Raw genomic sequence first — 23,941 nt, 5'->3', positions numbered from 1 at the left:
GCAGGGGATATTTTGTTCTAACTCCAACGTTCCGTCTTGGCCTATTTCATCGGTCGTCAACGGGGATGTCATCCGTGAGATGCTTATTGTTTAATTCGATTGTTCTAGCTTAAATTGATTGCAGATTTGTTGGATACACAGTTCCCGCTGCTGACACCAAAGCCCATAGCTCACGGGGATAAGTTTAATGCCTGCGCGCTGCAAGAGTTTATACAGTTCAATATCGAAAAAGTCCGCCCAAGGTCCTGGGTAACCGATTAAATCTATCGCTAAATATTGGTCACCATAACGGCACAGAATATCCAGTTCCAGCCCCGCCATATGGTAGGCGCGCCATACTGTAATCCCTTTTTCTTCAATCGCGTGTGCCACCGACTGGCCAAAGGTATCGAGGGCATCGACATAATGATGTGCCGCTTGAAATTGGCCCGCCGATGCTAAGTAAGTTGCCAGTAAATTATTGTTGGGGAGTTCATGCTCTTGTACCGATAAAAATAGCCATTGCGCCTGTTTGGCTCGGGTAATCGCGACGTTGAACATATCGGCTCGATTTAAATACACCGCAGCTCGGCTGTCGTTGGCAGTAATGCTAAACGACAGCAGCATAATATCGCGTTCTTCCCCTTGAAAACCAAAGGGGGTGGCAATCCGTAATTGGTGACGTTCTATTTGCTGCGTGCTAAAGCGCGCGAGGATTTGCTGGGATAAATACTCAGTTTGATTGCGAAAACAGGAAAGCACACCAATGCTGGAAGGCACTAATACATTTTCTTGTTCATCAATTAGTTGAGCTAACTTTTCAATTAATGCCTCCGCTTCTATTACGTTAATTCCCTTATTATCACGGCTGCCAGTAATGTGGACTCGGTGTAAGTGCCCTGAACTCGTGCAAGGTCTGTGCTGCATAATTTTCAGCATGCCTTGATAAAACTGCTGATTACTAAATTGGATCAGCTCAGGTTTGCTACGGAAATGCTCATTTAAAAATACCACTTGGGACTGGCTCGTGAGGGATTGTGATACTAAGTCGAGCATGCTCGCATCACGGTAGCTCATTAACCCGCGACAATCCTGCGCGAGTCCTAACTGAGTGTGGATTTGGGTTTGCTTCGCGCGGGATAAAAACGAGAAATGTCGTAATTGTTTGTTATCACCAACAACCAGTGCCGCCTTTGCCCGCTGCAATGCAGGTAAGCATTCGGCAATATTGGCTTGAGTGGCTTCATCAATAATCACTAAATCAAACATTTGCTGCTCCATAGGGAGCACTTTATGTAAGCTGGCAAGGCTAGATAACCAAATAGGAAAGGTTTGTTTTAGGGCATCAAAATCCGTTTTGTAGAAACCTTCGACTTGCTTAGCGGACTGCCGAGCGCGAAGTGCACTGGCAAAACTCACCAGCGTACTGCGCTTATGTTTGAGTAATTGGTTTAATCGATAGTGAGTGGCCAATTGTAAGTATTTGAGACTTAAGCTTTCTTTTTGCGCTATCAGTGTCGTTAATTTATCAAGCACATTCCATTGCTGGGCAAATTGTTTGATCCCCGCATGGTATGCCCAATTATAAAATCCTAAGCGCCAGCGCGATTGTCCTTGTTGTAAGGTCGCCAGTTTTTGGCCGCGACGTATGGCATGGCGGCAATGGTGTATAAAACTGGCTTCCATTTTGGCTTGCTGACGGGCCACAGTATTAAGTTGCTGTTTTGCATTGAGTAGTAGGATATCTGAAATGGTTTCATCAGTCGCTGGGTGCTGACCATGGAGCATTTCATCTATCTGGTTTTTAAGGACTTTAATAAACTGCGGCGAGCCGGCTCGGATAAGACTGCTACCTAGCTGGAATTGTTGCTCTAACTTATCGGCAATCACATCAACAGCAACATCTGTGTGGGCGACGATGAGGACAGATTTCCCCCTTAATACCTGCTCCGCCGCCACTGTGGCTATGGTGTAACTTTTACCTGTTCCGGGTGGGCCTGAGATCTGCCCCAAAGTTTGATTGGCCGCTATCTTTAACGCCTGAATTTGGGCGCGGCTTAACAGCCCTGGAAGATAAGCCTCTTGCGTGTCTGCATTGTCGCTTGCTGATATTTTTTGTTGGGTTTCTGCGAATAGCGCTTTAAGCGGCGCAGAGTGTGAGGGCGCTGTTATTAGCTTGTCGAGTTCGTGCAAAATGCCCCGACTAGCGAGCGAACGCTCTGCAAGAATAATTTGGCTCCGACTGACCATAAACTGCCCACGTTTACGGCATAAGCTAGTGAATTCAGCTTCATCGATCAGTTTGGGAAAATGAAATAAATGACTGGTATCAACATCGGCTTGGCCCGCCCGCAGCCAAGCTATCCAGCCACTGACATCTGTTGGATTATCGCGTAACTCTTGACTTAAGCTGTGTCCTTCAATGACTAATTTTTCTAACAGGGCTTCATTGATGGTGAATGGCCCTTGACCAGAAAATGTGTCATTGCCCTGCAGGTAAATGTTATCGCCATCTGCCTGTAATTGGCATTCGCGGTAAAGGAGTGGTGTCACGACTTTACGTTTTTCGCCATTAAGTTCGACTGTGCCGCAGAAAAATAAACAACAGTGCAATAGTACTTTTTCACGTAGATACAAGGTACTACGCGCCATTAATGCAGAGGCTTGGGCAAATGGCACGGGTAAACGGGGTAGGAAGCCACTGCTTAACTCGTCTTCATGTTGGAGTAATAGCTTTTCTTGCTCAGCAAGCTTGTGGCTAGACCAGAGGTTGATTTCGGCACTATCGTGTTGAAAACATTGTTTGTAGTAGTTGAGAATCCCTTGCAAATCCTATCCATCCCAAAGGCTTAATTGGCGATGCGAGAGTAACCCAATCGCATAAGTCGAACAAGGTTTGTACCGTCTGTGGATGGTTTATCCATAGTCGCAATAAGCCTAAAAGAGAGCTGTTCGATAGACCAGCCATTTTCCACCGCAGTAGAAGCGTTTTTGAGATGTGAGCAAAAGTATCGGCAAATGCATTTGTATCAATTAAGAGGCCAAAAAGTGTGGTTTGTATCACTATTTACAGTGTTATTGAAATGCTTGTTAAGTGTTTGAGTTTGTGAAATATTTGTTTTTGTTTTTAAGGTAAAAAGGCATTGTTGTCATTGGATATCTGGGTAGACTGAACTGAATTTTATGTCAGTCAATGAGGGAAACAATGATAAAAAGTAAGCTAAAGGGATTCGCTGCGGTGACTGTTGCCTGTTTAGCGGTAACGGCATGTGGCTCAGACAGCAATAATGAAGATGGCACAGATCAGAATGCCACCTATGTGCAATTCTATAACGCTTCGGCCGGAAGCACAGCAACGGCACTAAAAGTCGCCGATAAAACCTATGAAAGCGTGATCTATGGGGACACTATGCCGCGCTTTACGTCGACGGCGGGCGTGAGTGCGATTGAAGTGATGGCTAAGGACGCCTCTGACAAAGATATCTCCATCTATAAAGAAGATATCGATTTGAAAGTCGCTACAGATCATTTCTTTGTATTGCATGGTGATTTTGCCGAACCTAAATTACTCAATATCAACTATTCCCGCACTGAACTCGATAAGCTCAATGAAGTGGCAGAAAACAGTAAAATGCAGCTTTTGATTGCGAATACTGCTGTGCATGCCCAAGCCTTTGATGCCTATGTGTCTAAGTCGACACAAACCTTTGCCGATGCCGTGATGTTAGGCAGTGTGGCCTACGGTGAAGCGTCGCAGCCGCAAGTGATGGATACGGGGGAATATAAGGTTTACCTCGCTCCTGCGGGAACGACCAATGTGTCTTACACGACTGCGAACATTAAATTCAGTGCTAAGGTGCCTTATAAGTTGATCATCCGTGAAGGTTTTGGCGCTTCGGATTCAAAAATCACCTTAGACAGCGTCGATTCAACCACCAATGTTCGCAACCATGTGGCGCTAGAAGCGAGTGTCGATTATCGCGTCTTTAACGGTTTAGGCTCGCACATTATCGATGTGAAAGTGGCCAGCAGTAAGCAAGATACCCTGTTTAGCGAAGTGCCATCTTTTGGGGTGACTAGCTATCAAGGCGCCGAGTTTAATGACTTTGGTGTGAGCGTGTTCGATCACGGTACGCAAAATAAATTACTCGACAATGTGCTGATCACCCTTAATCAAGATGATATTAAAACCATCTTCATTTACGAGCAGGCGACAGAGCAGGGCAGCCAAGTGAAGGCGATGGAGATGAAGCAAACTCAGACTCCAAGTCCCTATAGCTTTAAGTTTGACATTGTGAGTTTTGCCGATAAAAGCAATCTCACTGTATATTTCTTAAAAGCAAATGACACGATTGAAACTGCGGTAAATAAGATCACTGCGGTCAATCCTGCGAGCCCTCAGTCAGTGACTGTACCTGCAGGCGAATATTCTATTAAAGTCATCGCAGTCGAAAACGGCACTAAAACCGTTGTCTATGCCTCCGATTTAATGGATTTCAGCAATGAAGACAATGTCACTATGGTGCTGAATAAAGATCCTGCGACTAGCTTTGGTTATAACTTGATTAAGATCAAACCGCTAAGGTGAGTAAACTTAGCTAATACAAGAGCGCTACTTAGGTAGCGCTTTTTTTGGGCTGTTTTTTAGGTGTTGGTTTTAGAGAGGCTTAATAGATTCAGCATTATTCTCTTAGCGTGCGCTTTTTATTGATTGTGGTTGTGGGGTTAATGTAGGCTAATCGGCAAAATTAAGCTGAGTGGTGGTTGTGTGGATAACGCGAGCAGCATAGGAAAAGGAGTTCACTGTGATTAGCAAAGGATTTAAAGATGGCCATTTCCAAATTGGTGAAGGCAGTATTAGCGGCACCATAGCGTGCATGTTAGCCATATTATCGTTTTTAGGTGTATTGGCGTTTCATTTCCCTGAATACCTGACTACCCCCGAATTACGCCAAAGTTATAACGTCGATATTATTCGCAGTTTGATATTTGTCGCCTTAGTGGTGTCGGGCAGCTTAGGTTTATTAAATTTTATTCGAAATAAAAATAAACGATTTGGCTTTGTGGCTTGGGTATTTGTGAGCTTGGCGATTGCCTTTGGTGGTCATCAAGTCGAGGTCGAGCCTTTTGCCAATCATAAGGTCTCACTGGGGTTAGATTGGTTTATTTTAGACTTATTAGGCTCAACGTTAATTTTCATTTTTATCGAGAAATGGTTACCCCATAAACCAGAACAGGCAATATTGAGACCCGAGTGGCAAGGGGATTTAAATCATTTTCTGGTGAATCATTTAGCGATTGGATTTGTATTATTGGTGGCAAACCAATTTGTGCAGTCGAGCTTTTCTTGGGCCATTTCCAGCACAGTGCAAAGCTTTATCGCGGGTCTGCCCTTTGTGTTGCAGCTGCTGTTGATCCTATTGGTCGCCGATTTAATGCAATATGCGGCGCATCGCGCTTACCATGAGATCCCTTTCCTGTGGCGCTTCCATTCGGTGCACCATAGCGCGAAACATTTAGATTGGTTGGCGGGATCTCGGCAACATATGTTTGAGTTGATTGCTACCCGTTGTTTGGTGCTCACGCCGATTTTTATCTTGGGATTCTCTAAAGACATCATCAGTATTTATGTGATTATCGTTGGCGTGCAGGCGGTCTTTAATCATGCCAATGTCCAAGTTAACTTCGGTTGGCTACGTTACTTAATCGTCAGCCCGCAGTTCCACCATTGGCATCATGCTTCCGATAAGGCGGCTATCGATCGTAACTATGCTGCCCACTTTTCATTTTTAGATTACTTCTTTGGAACCGCCGTTCGAGGTCAGAAGGAGTGGCCTGAGCAATATGGTGTTGTCGGTGATTACATGCCCGTTGGCATGTTTAAGCAGCAATTGTATCCCCTTGGGTTAGCGAAGAAAGACACAAAATAGCAGCGTTGTATTTGAAGTGACTTATTTTAAAAGATGGGTTTGAAGTGACTCTTCGCAAGTCACAAGTCACAAGCCACAAGCCACTCTTCCTGTAAGCGTGGGACACAAAAAAGCCCAACACAGCGTTTTTAATTTGCGCTTTGCTGGGCTTTTTGCTGTTAACGCCGTAAGCGTTATTCGCTGATTTTCAGCTCTTGGCCTGGCTTAATAATGCTCTTGCCATTGAGCTGGTTCCACTTCATTAAATCAGCCAGTTTGACCTTATTCTTACGGGCGATTTTATCCAGCGAATCGCCGGATTTTACCTTGTAGGTTTTGGCTTTTACCGTTGGCTTATCGGCCGATTTTGAGCCGTTGGGCTTAGTGCCGTTGGCATTTGTTTTGGTCGATGACTTGGCTTTGCTATCGGCCTTAGTGTTGGCTTTAGCGGGTTCTGGCTCATTATCATTGGCTGCCATTGGCGTTAAGAGTGTGAGCTCTTGGCCGATTTTGAGGCGATCAGAGGTCAGGTTATTAGCCTGTTTTAATGCCTTGACTGATGTATCAAACTTAGCCGCGATTGTGCCTAGGCTGTCGCCGGATTTAACGATATAGCTTTGGCTGTCATAGCGTTTTTGGGCGTAGAGTTTGTCGTGATTTTCCTGATATTGGCCTATGTTTTCCAGCGGTAAGGCGATCTGATATTTGCCTTTGCTCGGGATCACGCCTTGGCGAAAGCCCGGGTTATAGGTTTTAAATTCTGCCTTGCTCAGCCCTGCCGCATTGGCGATTTGGCCGATATCCACGCCATTGGGCGCAGGGACTCTATCTAAGAAAGGGCGGTTAGCAATCGGTCGCACTTTTAGATTGTAATGATTGGGTGCGCGAATAATTTGAATAAAGGCCAGCCACTTAGGCACAGTCTGTACGCGCTTGGCGGGAATGCCCAACGACCAAAAGTCCGTCGGTTTGCCCTTGGCTTTGTTCTTGTCGATGGCGGCTTTAATCACCAATTCACCGGTATTGTAGGCGGCGACGGCGTTGATCCAGTCGTGATCTAAGGTGTCGTATAAATGCTGTAGATAGTCGAGCACGGCATCGGTTGAGGCCAGCGCATCTTTGCGACCGTCGTAGGCAGAGTTAACCGTTAAGCCAAAATTACGCCCTGTGGCGGGGATCATCTGCCACAGTCCAGCCGGGCCGTTTGCCTGTGCCAGTGGATTGTAACCACTCTCGACTATGGGTAATAACGCCAATTCTAATGGCATGTTACGGGCTTCTAGCTGGCTGACGATGTAATACAAAAAGGGCTCGGCGCGTTCGCCGACTTGGTTCATAAATTTCTGTTTATCATCGAAAAAGTTACGCTGTTTGCGCACTTCGGCATCGTCATGTACGTCAATGGTATTGGCGTGTTGGATCTTTTCCCAAACGTCGCTGTACTGCTCAACCACTGCGGGTGGTGTGTGCTGCTGGTGTTGTGGCGAGTGGTCGCTACCGTTACTCACATCATTTGCTGGGGCACTGAATTCTGTGGTCGATGAGCTTGCCGACGTGGTCGCGCAACCGCTCAATTGGGCCACGAACATGGCCAGCATTAGCACTGTAAAAGAGTGCGTTTGGCGAAAATGTTTCCGCATGATTGTCCTGTGATGAGTTAACTGGGCATTCCATATTGGTGCACATGCTAATCTGTTTTCGCGTTTCTGGATAGCTCCCCACGGTTTCCCCCTATTTGCAATGCCCGCTTAACGTCCGTTTAGCGCCGATCGCGCCGCCCTTTGGCTGTATATCTTGCGTTTAGCTTTAATCATTAATGCGCTACCATAGCGGCGATTTTTCATTGACTTGGGTAGCAAAGTGCAGACGTTAGCGCAGTTAAGATCAGGGCAGTTACAAGGGATCACGCGTTTACAATTGGTCGAGGAGTTAACCGAGTTTCCGCGGGAGATTTTTGACTTAGCCGATAGCCTCGAAATCCTCGATTTGTCGAATAATCAACTGAGTACTCTGCCCGAGGACTTGCACCGTTTATCGCGCTTAAGGATCCTCTTTGCTTCTAATAACCGCTTCGAACACTTACCCGAGGTATTAGGGCGCTGTGCGAATTTAGAGATGATTGGCTTTAAGGCGAATAAAATCCGCACTGTGACTGCCGCCGCGTTACCGCTACAAACCCGCTGGCTCATTCTTACCGATAACCAAATCGAAACCTTACCTGCGGCTATGGGCGATTTACCTCGTCTGCAAAAATTAGCATTAGCGGGCAACCGGTTAACGGCTTTGCCCGAGTCTATGGTCAATTGCCGTAACTTAGAATTAGTGCGTCTATCGGCCAATCAACTGCAAGCGCTGCCAGCTTGGCTATTGGGTTTGCCTAAGCTGACTTGGCTCGCTTTTGCGGGTAATCCATTCAGCCATACCTTAGTTGATCCCCATGCCGATGTGGCCACAGTGGCAAACGTGACTCTGCATGATATCAAGTTGGCTGAGAAGCTGGGCGAAGGGGCTTCTGGGGTGATTTACCGTGGCGATTGGTTGAATCAGGCCATGATAGCCGCGACGGGTTCATCGCAGATTGCAGTAAAACTCTTTAAGGGTGAAGTGACCAGCGATGGTTATCCCGCCGACGAGTTAGATTGCTGCCTCACAACGGGAGATCACCCGAGCCTTATTAAGGTGGTGGCGCACATCAGCCAGAAGGATCAATTGGGCTTAGTGATGGAGCTCATCCCGCCCGGGTTTAGCAATTTAGGTTTACCGCCCAGTTTGGCAACTTGCACCCGCGATACCTTTCATGCTGATACCCAGTTTAGCCTTGATGACGTGACTAAGATTGCACTCCAATTGGCCGATGCGATGGCGCACATGCACGCTAAGCAAGTGAGCCACGGCGATGTCTATGCCCATAACATTATGGTTAATCAACAGATGAACTTGTTGTTTGGTGATTTTGGCGCGGCATCCAATTTACGTAATCTATCGACGGTAGAGCGCTTGGCAATGGAGGCGATTGAAGTGCGCGCGCTGGGCTGCTTGATTGAGGATTTGTTGGCCTATGTGGATACATCGGCCTATGTGAGTGCCTCGATTGGCCCTGAACACTATAGAAAGTTGAGTGCGATTAAGGACGAATGTATGCAGTTAGATGTGACTCAGCGCCCCTGTTTTGCAGAGGTGAAAAAGGCCATCGGAGCGCTGCTAAAAGGCAAATAGTGGCTTGCTAACAGGTCGGCTTTACATCTGTTTCTAGTTTGTTGTGTTTTATATGTCTTTGTGTGATTTAAGTTTGCTCTAATAAGTTTATCGTTAACTCATTGTTTTGTTTGGTTGTGTAGCCGAGTTTTTACTGGCACTGACTGGGATTATGCCTATAGGCTGTATACCCAAATAACCTCAAATTGCTGAAACAGGCATTTGGGGGACTTGGTATTAGTCTTGGGTTCAATCCGGTTTGCTGTTGTCGGATAGGATGTCCGTTGAATAGTAAGAACGATAGGTTTGCATACTATGTTTACACGAACGCTGTTTACACAAACGCTGTTTATACAAAGAGTGACTGAACGAGCACGCAGTGCATGCGATATTTCATTAAAAAGCCCCCATCATCTCCCAAAGGCGCCCTTATTTGCGCCTTTGACGTTTCTATTGGCGAGTCTTTTCACCTTAACCCCTATAGCCGTATCTGCGGCGGACAAGGTCGACGTTATCCCTGTGACGGTCGAGGCCATTAAAGAAACCTCCTTTGCCGATGTCGTCAATGAAGTCGGTAAAATTAACGCCATCGATTCGGCGATACTCAACTTCAACGCCAGCGAAAAAATCAGCGCCATCCATTTTAGTAACGGCGACAAAGTGACGAAAGGCCAAGTGATTGCCGAGCAAGATAACACTAAGGCCAAGGCCGATTTAGACAAGGCTAAGAGCACCTTAGTACTGGCGAAAACTAAGCTTGAGCGTATTGAAGACCTGCTGATCAAAGAGCCTTTCGCACTCGCCAAGCAAGATGTGGATGAGCTGCGGGAAAATGTGAATCTGGCCGATGCCGATTTTCGCCAGAAACAAGCGACCATGAACGACTACTTGATCAAGGCGCCCTTCGACGGTCAGCTAACAAGCTTTAGTCAGTCCATCGGTAGCCAAATTGGCGCAGGTACAGCCTTAGTCACTCTCTATAGTTTAAATCCCGTCGAAGTCCGTTATGCCATTAGCCAGAACGATTTTGGTAAGGCGCAACAAGGCCAGAAGGTGAATGTGACGGTCGAAGCCTATGGCAATAAGGTGTTCAAAGGATTAGTTAACTATGTCGCTCCAGCGGTGGATGAAAGCTCAGGGCGAGTTGAAGTGCACGCTGCCCTCGACAACCCAGAGTTCAAACTAGCGCCCGGCATGTTCGCCAATATTAAGCAGTTCTATAGCCGTGGGATAAAACGCTTATTAGTGCCGCAAAATTCGATTATCGCCAATAACGACGAACGCTTTGTCTGGTTAGTGCGGGGCGATAGCGCCGTAAAACAAGTGGTTAAACTCGCGCAAAACACCAACGACGGTTATGCGGTCGTGACCGAAGGTTTAGCCGAAGGCGATCTCGTGGTTAAGACGGGCATGCAAAACCTCAAGTCCGATAGCAAGATCAAAGTCATTCAGGATAAAAACACGGCCGATAAAGCGGCAGCCTCCAGTTCCAACTCAGGTGCGGGTGCTACTCCAAGTCCTGAACCTAGCACTGAGGGGGCCGAATAATGCGTTTACCCGAAGTTTGTATTCGTCATCCTATCTTCGCCTCCGTACTCAGCATTATGGCTGTGTTACTGGGCTTGATTGCCTTTCAAAAACTCGATATTCAATATTTTCCTGAGCACACCACCCACTCGGCATCTGTGAATGCATCGATTGCAGGGGCGAGCGCCGATTTTATGTCGAGCAATGTGGCCGATAAGTTGATTGCTGCGGCTTCGGGCATAGACAAGGTCGATACTATGTCGACCGACTGTAGCGAGGGGCGCTGCTCGTTAACTATTAAATTCAATGACGATACCAGCGATATCGAATACACCAACTTAATGAATAAGTTGCGCAGCAGCGTCGAAGGGATTAACGATTTTCCCCAGAGCATGATAGATAAGCCAACGGTTACCGACGATACCTCGGCCACCGATTCTGCCAGTAATATCATTACCTTTGTGAACGCGGGCGGCATGGAAAAGCAGGCCATGTACGACTACATTAGCCAGCAGCTAGTGCCGCAGCTCAAGCAAGTGCAAGGCGTTGGCGCTGTGTGGGGGCCCTATGGCGGCTCACAAAAAGCGGTTAGAGTCTGGCTCAACCCCGAGCAGATGAAGGCGCTGAACATTAAGGCCGCCGATGTGGTGGGCACGTTAGGCTCCTACAATGCCAGCTTCACCTCGGGCGCGATTAAAGGTAAATCGCGGGATTTCTCGATTAACCCATTGAATCAAGTTGAAACACTCGAAGATGTGAAGGACTTAGTGATCAAGGTCAGCGAAGGCAAGATCATCCGAGTCGCCGATGTCGCCGATGTGGTGATGGGCGAAGAAAGTCTGTCGCCGAGTATCTTGTCTATTGGCGGCCATAGCGCTATGTCGTTGCAAATTTTACCTTTGAGTAACGCGAATCCTGTGACTGTGGCCTCGAACATTAAGGCCGAAATTGCGCGTATGCAGCAGCATTTGCCCCAAGGGTTAGAAATGACCTTGGCCTACAATCAGGCCGACTTTATTGAGGCTTCCATCGACGAAGGCTTTTCCGCGCTGATTGAGGCGGTGATCTTAGTGTCGCTGATTGTGGTGTTATTTTTGGGTAGCCTGCGGGCGGCATCGATTCCGATTATTACCATTCCCGTATGTGTGATTGGGGTGTTTGCCGTGATGTCGGCCCTCGGTTTTAGCATCAATGTGTTGACCATTCTAGCGATTATTTTGGCCATCGGTCTGGTTGTTGATGATGCTATTGTGGTGGTGGAGAACTGTTATCGCCACATCGAAAACGGTGAAACGCCTTTTAATGCAGCGATTAAAGGCTGTCAGGAAATCATCTTCCCGATCATTGCCATGACCTTAACGCTCGCGGCCGTGTATCTGCCGATAGGATTAATGTCGGGGTTAACCGCCGATCTGTTTAGACAATTCTCCTTCACCTTGGCCGCCGCCGTGATGATCTCTGGGGTGGTGGCGTTGACTTTGTCGCCTATGATGAGCGCCTATCTTATCAATACCACTGAGCAGCAGCCGAAATGGTTTAGCCGAGTCGAGCATGCGCTGCAGCAGTTAAACGATATGTATATCAAAGAGCTGGATAAGTGGTTTACCCGTAAGCGCTTAATGCTAGGCGCGGCAGTGGTGCTTATCGGTCTTGCGGGTATCGCCTACTGGCAGTTGCCGAAAATACTCTTGCCTGCGGAAGATTCAGGTTTTATCGATGTGGCGTCGAATGGCCCAACCGGTGTGGGGCGCCAGTATCATCTGAACCATAATGCTGAGCTTAATGGCGTGATGGATGAGCATCCCGCTGTTGGGGCGAACCTGTCTTACATCGAGGGCGAGCCAGTAAACCATGTGCTGCTTAAACCTTGGGGTGAGCGCAGCGAGGGCATAGATGAGGTGATCAGCGACTTGATGAGCAAATCAAAGGAAAGCGTTTCTGCCTATAACATGTCCTTTAGTATTCGCTCGGCGAATAATCTCAGTATTGCCAATAACCTGCGATTAGAATTGACGACCTTAGATCGTAACAAGGACGAGCTCAATGACACTGCCGCCAAAGTGCAAAAGTTACTCGAGGATTATCCTGGGCTGAACAACGTGGGTAACTCAGTGCTGAGGGATCAGCTGCGCTACGATCTGTCTATCGATCGCAACGCCATCATCCTCTCGGGCGTCAGCTATGGTGATGTGACGAATGCGCTGTCGACCTTCCTTGGCTCAGTTAAGGCGGCGGATTTACATGCCACCGATGGCTTTACTTATCCGATTCAAGTGCAAGTGAACTTAGATAAGCTCAGTGATTTCAAAGTATTGAATAAGCTGTACGTCACTTCAGAATCTGGGCAAGCCCTGCCGTTATCGCAGTTTGTGTCGATTAAGCAGACCACGGCAGAATCGAACATTAAGACCTTTATGGGCCTTGATAGCGCCGAGCTAACGGCGGACGTTATGCCCGGCTATTCCACCGATGAAATCAAAGCTTACTTAGACGAGCAACTGCCAACACTGCTCAACGATGCCCAAGGCTTTAAATACAATGGGGTAGTGAAAGATTTAATGGATTCACAAGCGGGCACTCAGTCGCTATTTTTGCTGGCACTGGTGTTTATCTATTTGATTTTGGCCGCGCAGTTTGAAAGCTTCGTCGATCCTTTGATCATCTTACTGACTGTACCTTTGTGTATTGTTGGCGCGCTGTTGACCTTAACCTTGTTTGGCCAGAGCGTGAACATCTACTCGCAGATAGGGTTATTAACTTTGGTGGGGTTAGTGACCAAACACGGTATCTTGCTGGTGGAGTTTGCGAACAAGCAACAAGACCAAGGTTTGAGTGCGATTGAGGCGGCGCGAAGCAGTGCTAAATCTCGCTTAAGACCGATTCTAATGACGTCTTTAACCATGATTTTAAGTGCCATTCCTTTAGCGCTGGCTTCTGGGCCTGGCTCATTAGGGTTAGCCAACATAGGGTTAGTCTTAGTCGGTGGCCTGTTAGCGGGGACCTTCTTCTCGTTATTTGTAGTGCCTGTGGCCTATGTCGCTATGGCCGAACTCAAAGCTAAGGATGTACTTGCAAGACTGCGCAGCGCCAAAGCTTAGTCGCCTGTTCGTTAGGGTTTATCGAGACTAGATCGACAGCATGGGTTCAACTTGCCCGCAAATACGTTATGATCAAAGCCAATAGCTAAGCGCGTTGGCTTAATTTTTTCGATAACTTAATGATCTTTTTTGTATTTAAGCGAGTGTTTTAGTGGAGTGGATTTGCCTCATCAGCGACGGAGAGCTGGCATTATGAGTTTGTTACAGTGCTTTCACAGGACGCCCCTGTATTTGGCTTGTTCGGCTGGGCTGATGTTTGCCTCTCCGGTCATGGCCTCTTTTTGGGAGTCCTTGTTTCGCAGTGAGTTGCCAGTCGATCAAGTGACGGCGCCGGCGGACAGCCAGCGTTTCGAGTTTGTCGGTGTGTTGCCCGCCAATACGCAATTAGAACTCGTCGGTTATTACGCCTCATCGATTTGTACCCGCAAGGAAATCCGTTTTCCCAGTGGCGATCTTGCCAATCCCTATCGCGCCATACTCGAAGAAACCTCAGTGCTAAGACAAGTCATCAGTAGCGGCAGTGAAGCGAGTGAGTTTTCGCTGCCCTTAGCCTTAAATGGTGGCGGTGATTGCCAGTGGCATCTCGAGGATTTAATGCTCGATGTGACAATACTGCCGAATCATCCGTTGTGGCAGAGAGCTAAAACGCTGCAACGGGATTACCTCGCCAAGTTGCAGGGCACCTCGGTAGATGCGGCTCAGCTTGCCAGCCAAACGGCGTTGCCGACTCAAGTGTCATCCCACGATGATTTTTATTTAAGTCATGAGCTTAATATCGATCCTATTTATGCAGGCAGCGAGGCAGATAACTCACTGCTGGCGACCACGCCGTTATCGTTAGCCCCAGTTTACTATCCGGTTTTTATTCATTATCCAGAGGAAGACAAGCCCTTCGAGGCACGGCTGAAGAGTAGCCTGCAGCGCACTTATAGCCTGTGGGCCAGCCCGTATACTCAAGCGGTTCGGCGCGGTGAGGAGGCGGTAATGCGGGTGAACTTTAATCCACAGATTGCCGAGCATTACGAGGTCGATGTTTGGTATCAGCCCGATACGGTTGAAGTGAAGTATCCCGACGGCACACAATATGCTTATGCCAACAGTGAAGTAAAACTGTATGCCTATGGCAAACCTGAATCACAAATCAAGACCTTAGCTCAAAGTGCCAAGGCCGAAGATAAGCGTTTATTGGCGCGTATCTATGAGTTGGGCCACGCCTTACCTAAGGACGAGGCTAAGGCACAAGAGTATTACCGTGAAGCCGCAGAGGCGGGCGATATTGAAGCCTTGCACTGGATGCTGGATCAAGCCGGTTACGCGGGGCGAATTGATGAAAAAACCTATTGGCTCGGGCGCGCCGCGAGTTTTGGTGACAAAGAGGCAAAGCTTGAGTTAATCCATTTGCCTTTGTCTGGCATCGAACGTGGCCTCGTTAATACGGGTGAGGATAAGGTCAGAGAAACGCAAGCGTGGCAGCAGTTAAATCAATTAGTTGACCAAGGATTGCCAGAGGCAAGCAGCCTTATGGCTTTCTATCAACTGTTACCTTATTCGCCGTATTTTGATGCTAACGCCGCGCTGGAAAATTATCGTCTGAGTGTGAAGGCTAAGCCTGAACTGGCCCATGCGGCGGCCAGCGATTATTACTATTTGGCAGATAATTTTGCTGCGGGTGAGGAATTTTGGCAGATTGCCGCCGAGCGGGATCTTTATGCCGCAGCCGAATTTGCCAATATCTTGTTATCGGAAACCCGTCGGGATGCGGTTAACGCGCGCTACTGGTTAGCAAGAGTGACGACGCTGGGTGCCAAGCAAGGTTTGCAGGCGGATATTTTAGGCAATGCATACTTCCAACTCGCAACCTTATTAGATAAAGGCGAGGGCGGCGCGGTCGATGCGAAAACAGCGTTAACGCTTTATCAGCAGAGCCTTGAAATTGCAGAGCGATTTTCAAATGACTATGAAGCAAAGGCCAAGGACAGAGTGCAAGTGCTTGAAGAGATGCGCTTATAACTTCATGTTTATATAAAAGAGTATTCGTTAGCATTTAGCCAATAAAAATCCCTGCCATGGCAGGGATTTTGCTATTTATTCAGCTGCTTGATTTAAGCCTCTAGTGTTAAGTGGCTAGAGTTAAATAAGCAGATTTAAACGTTCTGGCTTAAACAACGACAGCCAACTAGCGTAAATCAACCTGCAGTGCGACTCCTGAACTCTGGGGTTCACTCTGCACTGTGATGTAATACCAACCCAGGCTTGGTGCATCGACTGTGATACTTTCTTGAGTGTTAGCGGGCGTGACAGACGCTGCATCGAAGTGTTGAGCATTGGCCCACGTTGTCCCCGAAAACAGGCTAACATCACCACTGCCGTGGGCTGAGTTGATACTTAACTGACTCGTACCTTCTGGCACCCAAAGATAGTAATCGCTGCGGCCATCGGTGGTGCAGATGGCTTTGCCTGAACTCAGTTCACCATGACTCAAGGGCGATTGCGTTGCGCAGGCATTAGCGATTAGAGCTGGCGTAGGCGTATTGCTCGCGCCTGTATTGAGGGTGAGTGTGACACCGCTAAACTCAGTGGCAGTGTCCACTGTGATATAACGCCAGCCGCGATTGGCACTAAAACTTAGCGACTCTTGATTACCCACTTGAGTGCTCTTGGCATCGGCATTATCAGCGTCGGCCCACTCGCTGGCATTGAAGTAGAGATTGGCATCCCCAGAGCCGCCCTTAGTGGTGACGGTGAACTGAGTATTATCTTCCTCAACCCAGAAGTAGAAGCTGTTGCGTCCACCACTGATACACTCGTTTTTGCCCAGTGTGAGCTGGCCATAGTCTAAGGTTATTGCACCGCAATTTGCTGGTGGCTCAGGATCCACGCCGCCATCTCTCAGATCGGGATCAACATCAGCGAACAACTCAGTGGTGCTGACTTGCATATCGACGCCGCCAAAATCCCCCGACAAGGTAATGTAATGCCAATATTCGTCAGGGTTTAACTGCACTTTAATGACTTGATAGTTACCGTTGCCGATCCCCGCGCCTTGGTTTTGTTCTGGGCTTGCCCAACTTTTAGAATTGAAATAAATGTCGGCATCACCCCAACCGCCGCCAATCTTGATCCACAGATCTTGGGCCGAGCGATCGGTATTAGTAAAACTGAAACTGGCGCGGCCGAGTTTAGAATCAATACATTCCATCGGCACATTGATTTTAAGGCTGGCCGATTCTGTGTAACGGTAGGCTTCGTTCGTCACTTGGCAAGGCGAGTAATCCTTACTGATAGTGCCCGCAGGACCAGCCCAGTTACCTTCACGGCCACTGGGCTCGGCATCGACATCACTTGGGCCTTTATCGACAATGCCATCGTTAGCCGTGCTCAAGCCGCTGGCGAGCCAACCTTGCCACTCGTTGTCGTAACGTGTGCCAATACCATCCATAAAGGTTTGATATTCCGCGTATTGGTCGTTACGTAGGTAGGCGAGAATCTGTCTTACATCGTCCCTGTGATGCTCAAACATAAAGCGCACCGCCAGATAACCCCAACGGTAGATACGGTCTTGGCCCGATTCATAGTTGTTTTTGAATATGGTCGACAACATAAACTCACCGGTTTCGCCCATGGCAATCGCCGCGGTATTGGCGTCACGGTAAGAAATGTATTCCGCTAGGCCTTCAATCCACCAAATGGTATTGGCCGACGTGCCGCGACTAAAGTCACCAAACAGGTTGTAGCGCCCGTCGAGGTAGTGCACATATTCGTGTTGCAGGTTCCAGACATGGAAATCCGGCGTGCGCCATTCGGCTTCATAGGCGATAAAACGCGCCTGATTTTTGAGTCCGGCGGGCGAGCCTTCAAGGTACATGCCGCCGTTGTCGGTATTGATGCCAAAGATACTGTTCGCTAAGGATTTGTATTCAGACGAGCTGCCAAATATCACTAGCTCTAAATCATCGTTGTTATCTTGCCCTACAGGTTGCATGCCTGTTTCGAGCTTACTGTGGAAATAGCTTTCTTGGCTGGTCAGCACATCACAGGCCCACTTGGCTTGATCTTGATAGAGATCTTGGGCGCGGATCTTAAGGCTGTCGGAGCATTTCCAGTTGAAAGGTAGGGTATCGGCCTCTAGCTGCGCCTTAAAGCCACAGATATTGTAATCGTTACAATGGCTACGATCGTAATAGTCGGCCATTTCTGCCGCCGCGTACCAAAGCACTTTGCTCGGTTCGGTTTTGCTGGTGCTGCTGAGGATGTTTTTAACTAGCTGAGTCACTCGCGGGCGCATGGCATCAATGTAATACAGTCTAGATAACTCTTTGACTGAGTTGACTAACAGATACTCTGCATTGGTGCCTAACAAGTCACGATGTTCGAGTTGGAAGTTATTCAGCGCATCTAAAATGCCTTGGTCACGAGCGAATAGTGCCTGCATGCCATCATTCCACTGGGCGCGGAATAAGGTGGTAAACACTGAGTTGGCTGCGGCGTTCATGGCGAAACTGGCTTGCCAGTTAGCGTCGTAGTCCGTTAGCACTTTTATGGTGACATGATTAAAATCGGCGCCGAGCTCGGCAGAGTCAATCAGGATTAAGGCTTCTTTCAACACGCCAGCATTGTCATCGGAAACAGTCCAAATCGCAGCGTTCGCAAATAAAGCGTTGAGGGCCGATTTTAAGCTGGCCTTAGCGGCGCTGCTGTAAGCGGGTACATCATTTGGGCTGTAAAACTGCACATAGAGGGCAGCGCGGACAAAATAGATATGCGATTCAAGATGCTGAACATCGACCCCAGTGTAGTCCTTGGCTTTAGTGGCAATGGCGTTGGCGACACTGATCACATTGGCCTCGCTAAACAGCGCGGTCGCAGCACTGCCTTTGAGGCTATAGAGCTTACCGACGCACTCGGGTGTCGATTGGCTCAATTGATCCACTAGGGCTTGGCCCGATTTACCGACAAAGTCACTGCAGTCATTGCTCTGCAGTGCGGCGCTGCGACTCTGTAACTTAAGTGGCGGTTGCTCAGATACTTCTCGCTTCTTGCGTGAATGCATCTTAGGCGGTTCTGTCATTGTCTGTTCTGTCATAGTTGGCTCATTCGGGGATGCCATCAATGGCGTCTCCCGCAGTAGCGGTCTATGGGATTCTATTTGGCTAATGGGCGCCGAGGGTGGTCGTGGTGCCGGTTGCGCTTGTGGATTGCTGGGTGTGTTGCTGCCTAATGGGTGACTCGTATGAGTGTCATGGGCGAGAGCGGGAGTCGCAAAAGCTAAGCTAATAGCTGCGAAGAGCAGTGTGTTTTTCATTGTGTATCCGTAGTTATCTAGTCTGCAAAGCAGATCTTCCTTGGGCGTTATTTGATGCGTGGAACCAAAGCTTGCATCAAACCTCATTGGATTATTTGCGTGATAACAATAGCGCGACAAACATCGCAGCTAGCAAATAATGCGTTCAAATGATGGCTGTAAGTTTTTAATATATCTAGTATTTACCTGTAAATTTGTTTGATACATCTTTTCTGTTCAGCTTAGGTTCAGCTTATTGCTCAAAGGACTCGTGCCAGAAGCTGAGTCTGTGGGACTCCACGGCTTAGAAAGGCCAGATTGAATGCCTTATGAAATACCTGATTGAATACCTTGTGGAATAAGAGTGGCTATTTGGCTTGAATTCGCGCTAGCTTAGCCGCATTAAGGTTAGATGCACTTTTCCGCAGTTAGCACTCGACCCCTGAGATGCTAAGCCATCTGTGATGAGGTCGATGCCATTCCCAAAGGAGCTTTTATGTCAGCTTTACCAAGCGAATACACCCATATCCATGTTGAGCAACCCGGGGCGCCCGAGGTGATGCAGCTATCGCGCTCGCCTTTGCCTGTGCCAGCGGCTGGCCAAGTGTTGATCCGCGTGCATGCAGCAGGAGTGAATGGCCCCGATGTCAAACAAAGGGTAGGCGCTTATCCACCACCACCGGGTGCATCACCGATTATTGGGCTTGAAGTCGCGGGTGATATTTGTGCCCTCGGTGAAGGCGTGAGCCAATGGCAAATCGGCGACAAGGTTTGCGCCTTAGTTCCGGGCGGGGGTTATGGCGAGTATGCGCTCACCTATGCTGCCCACTGTTTGCCTATCCCAACGGGCTTTAGTTATGTGCAGGCCGCTGCATTGCCAGAAACCTTCTTCACCGTATGGGGCAATCTGTTTATGCGTGCGGGACTGAAAGCGGGCGAGACTGTGCTGATCCACGGCGGCTCGGGTGGTATCGGCAGTACGGCCATTCAACTTGCCAGCGCCTTAGGTTCAAAAGTCATTGCCACGACGGGGCAAGATGAGAAGCGCGATTATTGCTTGAGCCTTGGCGCCGCTGAAGTCATCAATTATCGCACCCAAAACTTTGTTGAGCCTGTCATGGCACTCACCCAAGATAAGGGCGTGAACGTGGTCTTTGATATCGCTGGTGGCGATTTTATTAACCTCGATTTACAAGCCTTAGCGATGGACGGCCGTATGGTGTCGGTGGCGATGCAGCGTGGCCCTAAGGCCGAGGTCGAGATTTTCCGTCTGATGGCAAAACGTATTATGTGGACAGGGTCGACTTTAAGGCCGCAAAGCGTGGAGGCTAAAGCCGCTATTGCCGCCGAATTATTTGAGAAAGTCTGGCCGCTGTTAAACGCCCATAAAATTGTGCCCAATATTTTTGCGACCTTCCCATTAGGCGAAGCCGCGAAAGCCCATGCGTTGATGGAGTCGGGTGAGCACAGGGGCAAGGTGGTACTGACGGTCATTTAGACTCGGCTGCGATGCATCGTTTAGGTCGCGGCTATTTGAGGCAAGTCTGAGAGCGTTCAGGCAAAAGAGTGGCTGAGTAACGTAGGGGTAAATAGTCGTTTGCGCTACTGTCGTTAAATCGTCATGGTTAAACCTGATGCTTAACCTTGCGGTAACCTCGAACGGCAACTTCGAATCGTAAAGTTTATGCCCATCGAACATAGTCGATATGATTGCTTTTTATTGGGAATAAAACTTGCCGCGTCGATTTTTTAGACTAAAGTCGTTAATGATTAAACTTTTTGGGTACTTTGGCAGAAATTAATACGTAATTAGTGAAAATTTCATGGTATGAGGCATTGATTATCGGAAATATTCTGTAAAAATACCCAGTTGAAAACGTCAGAGACTTTCCGGCGCTATTCGTGGATCAAAGCAAGCGATGCTTCGCTTATTCAGGCTAAAAAACTCATAGTGTATGTGTTGATTTAAGGGTATTAGCATATATGTATAACACAGCAAAGAAACAGGTTTGGTATGGTGAGCTGAGAACATCGAAAGGCAACGCGATTGTCGTCCATGACAACCAGCTGCCCGATGCCTCCCCAGGACGTATCTACCTATACAATTCCGATCGCGATGCGATCATTGAGTATGTGGAAGATATCGTCAAAGTGAACCTATACGACTTAGATGAGGCTGCGTTAAAAGCTGCTGAGGCTAAGTTTAGTGGTGCATGGAAGGCGGCTAGAGCTCAATTCATGAGTAAGCATCAAGCTCGTATTGACCTAAACAACGTGAAGGAAACTGCGCCTGTTCGTAAGGCGAAGCCTGAAGTTGAACCAGAAGTGGAATCCGATGCCGTAGGCGTCGATTTTGACGATGATTGGGTCGATGATTTTGATGATTAACACAGTGTCGGCTTAAGGGCTAACACTGTGAGTGTAAGGAATAAAATAGTGCTTATTTTATTCCTTATCGCTTTATTTCCTTCCGCGAAACCGCGCGTTAACCTCAATTCATCGCTATTTTATCGCGACTCGATTTACCCGTTAATATACCGCTAGTTTATAGCTAATGTTACGCATCGGCATCGAACTGATATCGGCTGATGTGGTGATAAACCTTGCCTGGCACTAACCAAACATCATCACCAAAGCGCTCGCCTTGATTCGGTGAGTCTGGCAGCATCTGCGGTTCTAAACACACGCCATGATGTTGATTTAATACCTGTTGATTGCGGCCCACAGTGCCATCTAAAAAGTTAGCGCAGTAGAGCTGCACGCTCGGTTGATTGGTATAAACCGTCATAGCGCGGCCACTTACTGGACTGCTTAAACAGCCGAAGCGGGCGAGTGAACCGTCGGGGTCATTCATCATATAACAGTGATCATAACCGCGCGTGCTCGCCAATTCTGCGGCATGCAGTTTGTCGCCTAAGCGTATCGGCTGACTCAAGTCGAAAATTGATCCTGTAGTCTCGGCAATCCCAGTGGGAACACTGACATCATTCATGGTGAGATAACGCTTGGCATCGATTTGCATCAAATGTTCGTGATTGGTCTCTGAACCATCGAGGTTGAAATAACTGTGCTGGGTTAAGCTCACGGGACAGGCTTTATCCACCGAGGCTAAGATCTCCACATAGAGATTATTGCCTGCGAGGCGATAATCCAGCTGAACCGTGCAATTACCGGGGAAACCCATGTCGCCGTCTGGACTCATTAAGGTCAAGCGCACACCATCGGGCAGTTGGCCTAAGTGCCAGTTTTTACGGTTAAACCCTTCACGGCCGCCGTGCAAACAGTTAGTCGCTTGGTTGACATCAAGTTGATAATCTTGGCCTTGATAGTGCATTTTGCCGTTAGCGATACGATTCGCAAAGCGGCCAGCAATGGCGCCTAAGTGAGCCGATTGCGTCAGGTAGTCTTCGGCGCTGTCGCAACCAAGGACGATATTGGCACGTTCGCCGTGTTTATCTGGGGTCCACAGAGCGCGGATAATTCCGCCTAAGCTGATGACTTCTAATGCGAGTATGCCATTGTCGATCCTCACCCGTTCGATTTCGCCGCCGCGGGGATCGGTCCAAGGATCCAAAACACTGAAACGTACCATTTAGCTTCCCTCTGTGTTGAATATGCTCACTGCTTATTGTGTTAAATGAGTATGTTAACCCTATTGTTTGCCATCAACACCATAAAGTTCAGCGATGAATTCGTATGTTATCGACGGCCTTGTCACTGTATTGGTTTTCTTTGTTTTAAGCCTGTTCTGGCTAATTGTCTATGCGGCCCGCGCCAGCGCTGGCGGAACATAAATAGACAGTGGCATCAATTGCGGTTTTGTCGAAAAACTCATGTTCAACGGCGGCCACGACAGCATCGGTCAGTTCATGATCAACTAAGGCCACCACGCAGCCGTCGGTCATGCGGATGCCGCCACGCTCGCCAATCACTTGGCTGACAATCTCAACTAAGGTATCAAATTCGGGCAGTGTCACTTCAAAATCATCCCGCAGTGAAGCATGGGATTCCGCCATTAAGCGGCTGAATTTTTGAATGTTATTTTGTTCTAAAGCGCGGGCTGCACTCTGGGTTCTTTGATTTTCTGTGACGACGTGTTTTGCTCTGCGATATAACACTTCATCTAAATCGGCTTTTGCGCTTTCTAATCGACGTAAATCGAGGTGACGCAGCGCATCTAAGCCAAAGTATTCGGCAGCTTGGGCGCATTCGTTGCGACGTTGTTGATTGGTGGCGGCTAAACGTTGTTTCTCAATATGGGCATCTATGATGATAAGGCTTAGGTTTTCTGGGATAGGAATGGCTTCGCTATCGAGATCTAAGCAGTCAATCAGCAGTGCGTGGTCTTGCTCACCCATGGCGCTGCACATTTGATCCATGATGCCACAGGCCGATTCGACATATCTGTGCTCACCACGTTGGGCCAGTTGCGCTACCGCCATTGGCGATAAATGCAATTGGCTGGTATCACTGATGGCAGTGCCGAAGGCGACAACGAGGGCGCCCGATGAGGATAACCCCGCTGCAAGTGGTACATCGCCCACAATGGCTAAGTCTAAACCCTTGGCTAATAAGCCCGTTTGCGCCATAGCCGCAGTAAAACCTTTGAGGTAATTCACCCAGCCATCTTGCGGGTCCATGTCGTTTTCTTGACCGAAGGTCCACTCTTTAATTTGTCCGGGAAAGGCATCGGCAACGGCACGAAACTTAGTGTCGTCACGGCGTTTTACCGCAATAACTGTATGAAAATTAATGGCTGCCGGGAGTACAAAACCGTCGTTGTAATCCGTGTATTCACCGATCAGATTGACGCGCCCAGGGGCTTGATATAAATCGTCGGCTTTAGTGCCAAAGGTTTGGACAAATAACTTTGTGGCGCGCTGCGCAGGGTTTGACATGCTGTAAAAAATTCCAAAAAAGCTGAGCTAATTTCGTTACCGTCATCGATTTAT

Annotated in this window: 13 protein-coding genes; 8 read left to right on the top strand and 5 right to left on the bottom strand. The window is 48.2% G+C overall.

Annotated features, from left to right (window positions below; translation table 11 throughout):
• Positions 1 to 90: 90 nt before the first annotated feature.
• On the bottom strand, positions 91 to 2,808 hold the full coding sequence (locus DYH48_RS18395) for a DEAD/DEAH box helicase (protein ID WP_115335575.1): 2,718 nt from the start codon (positions 2,806 to 2,808) through the stop codon (positions 91 to 93).
• Between the two features lie 376 nt (positions 2,809 to 3,184).
• Here DYH48_RS18395 and DYH48_RS18390 point away from each other — a divergent pair, with 376 nt between their 5' ends.
• Entirely contained in the window at positions 3,185 to 4,567 is a 1,383-nt protein-coding gene (locus DYH48_RS18390) for a DUF4397 domain-containing protein (RefSeq protein ID WP_115335574.1), read from the top strand.
• Positions 4,568 to 4,787: 220 nt separating this feature from the next.
• Entirely contained in the window at positions 4,788 to 5,909 is a 1,122-nt protein-coding gene (locus DYH48_RS18385) for a sterol desaturase family protein (RefSeq protein ID WP_115336167.1), read from the top strand.
• Positions 5,910 to 6,082: 173 nt separating this feature from the next.
• Here DYH48_RS18385 and DYH48_RS18380 read toward each other — a convergent pair whose 3' ends face one another.
• Positions 6,083 to 7,528, bottom strand: a complete 1,446-nt coding sequence (locus tag DYH48_RS18380) for a LysM peptidoglycan-binding domain-containing protein (RefSeq protein WP_115335573.1) — start codon at positions 7,526 to 7,528, stop codon at positions 6,083 to 6,085.
• A 220-nt stretch (positions 7,529 to 7,748) separates the two neighbouring features.
• Between DYH48_RS18380 and DYH48_RS18375 the strand changes: the two genes are divergently transcribed.
• The 4 genes from DYH48_RS18375 (at position 7,749) to DYH48_RS18360 (ending at position 15,718) form a co-directional block, all read left to right on the top strand.
• Positions 7,749 to 9,104: a leucine-rich repeat-containing protein kinase family protein gene (locus tag DYH48_RS18375; RefSeq protein WP_115335572.1), complete on the top strand. Its 1,356-nt coding sequence runs from the start codon at positions 7,749 to 7,751 to the stop codon at positions 9,102 to 9,104.
• A 294-nt stretch (positions 9,105 to 9,398) separates the two neighbouring features.
• Positions 9,399 to 10,631, top strand: coding sequence for an efflux RND transporter periplasmic adaptor subunit (locus DYH48_RS18370; protein WP_115335571.1), 1,233 nt, complete (start codon positions 9,399 to 9,401; stop codon positions 10,629 to 10,631).
• On the top strand, positions 10,631 to 13,708 hold the full coding sequence (locus DYH48_RS18365; RefSeq protein ID WP_115335570.1) for an efflux RND transporter permease subunit: 3,078 nt from the start codon (positions 10,631 to 10,633) through the stop codon (positions 13,706 to 13,708). The genes DYH48_RS18370 and DYH48_RS18365 overlap by 1 nt, the downstream gene beginning before the upstream one ends.
• Positions 13,709 to 13,900: 192 nt before the next feature.
• Complete coding sequence (locus DYH48_RS18360; protein ID WP_115335569.1) at positions 13,901 to 15,718, top strand: SEL1-like repeat protein; 1,818 nt, start codon at positions 13,901 to 13,903, stop codon at positions 15,716 to 15,718.
• 166 nt (positions 15,719 to 15,884) lie between these two features.
• Here DYH48_RS18360 and DYH48_RS18355 read toward each other — a convergent pair whose 3' ends face one another.
• Positions 15,885 to 19,010, bottom strand: a complete 3,126-nt coding sequence (locus DYH48_RS18355) for a M9 family metallopeptidase (RefSeq protein ID WP_115335568.1) — start codon at positions 19,008 to 19,010, stop codon at positions 15,885 to 15,887.
• A gap of 475 nt (positions 19,011 to 19,485) precedes the next feature.
• Between DYH48_RS18355 and DYH48_RS18350 the strand changes: the two genes are divergently transcribed.
• Both DYH48_RS18350 and DYH48_RS18345 read left to right on the top strand, forming a co-directional pair.
• Positions 19,486 to 20,487, top strand: a complete 1,002-nt coding sequence (locus DYH48_RS18350; protein ID WP_115335567.1) for an NAD(P)H-quinone oxidoreductase — start codon at positions 19,486 to 19,488, stop codon at positions 20,485 to 20,487.
• Positions 20,488 to 20,972: 485 nt separating this feature from the next.
• Positions 20,973 to 21,377, top strand: a complete 405-nt coding sequence (locus tag DYH48_RS18345; RefSeq protein WP_006083132.1) for a hypothetical protein — start codon at positions 20,973 to 20,975, stop codon at positions 21,375 to 21,377.
• A 169-nt stretch (positions 21,378 to 21,546) separates the two neighbouring features.
• Here DYH48_RS18345 and DYH48_RS18340 read toward each other — a convergent pair whose 3' ends face one another.
• Both DYH48_RS18340 and galK read right to left on the bottom strand, forming a co-directional pair.
• Positions 21,547 to 22,581, bottom strand: coding sequence for an aldose epimerase family protein (locus DYH48_RS18340; RefSeq protein ID WP_071938654.1), 1,035 nt, complete (start codon positions 22,579 to 22,581; stop codon positions 21,547 to 21,549).
• A gap of 160 nt (positions 22,582 to 22,741) precedes the next feature.
• On the bottom strand, positions 22,742 to 23,887 hold the full coding sequence (gene galK, locus DYH48_RS18335) for a galactokinase (RefSeq protein ID WP_006086123.1): 1,146 nt from the start codon (positions 23,885 to 23,887) through the stop codon (positions 22,742 to 22,744).
• Between the last annotated feature and the right edge of the window lie 54 nt (positions 23,888 to 23,941).

The organism is Shewanella baltica (assembly GCF_900456975.1).
Taxonomy (GTDB): Bacteria; Pseudomonadota; Gammaproteobacteria; order Enterobacterales; family Shewanellaceae; genus Shewanella; species Shewanella baltica.
This window is presented reverse-complemented; position numbering and strand designations above follow the sequence as displayed.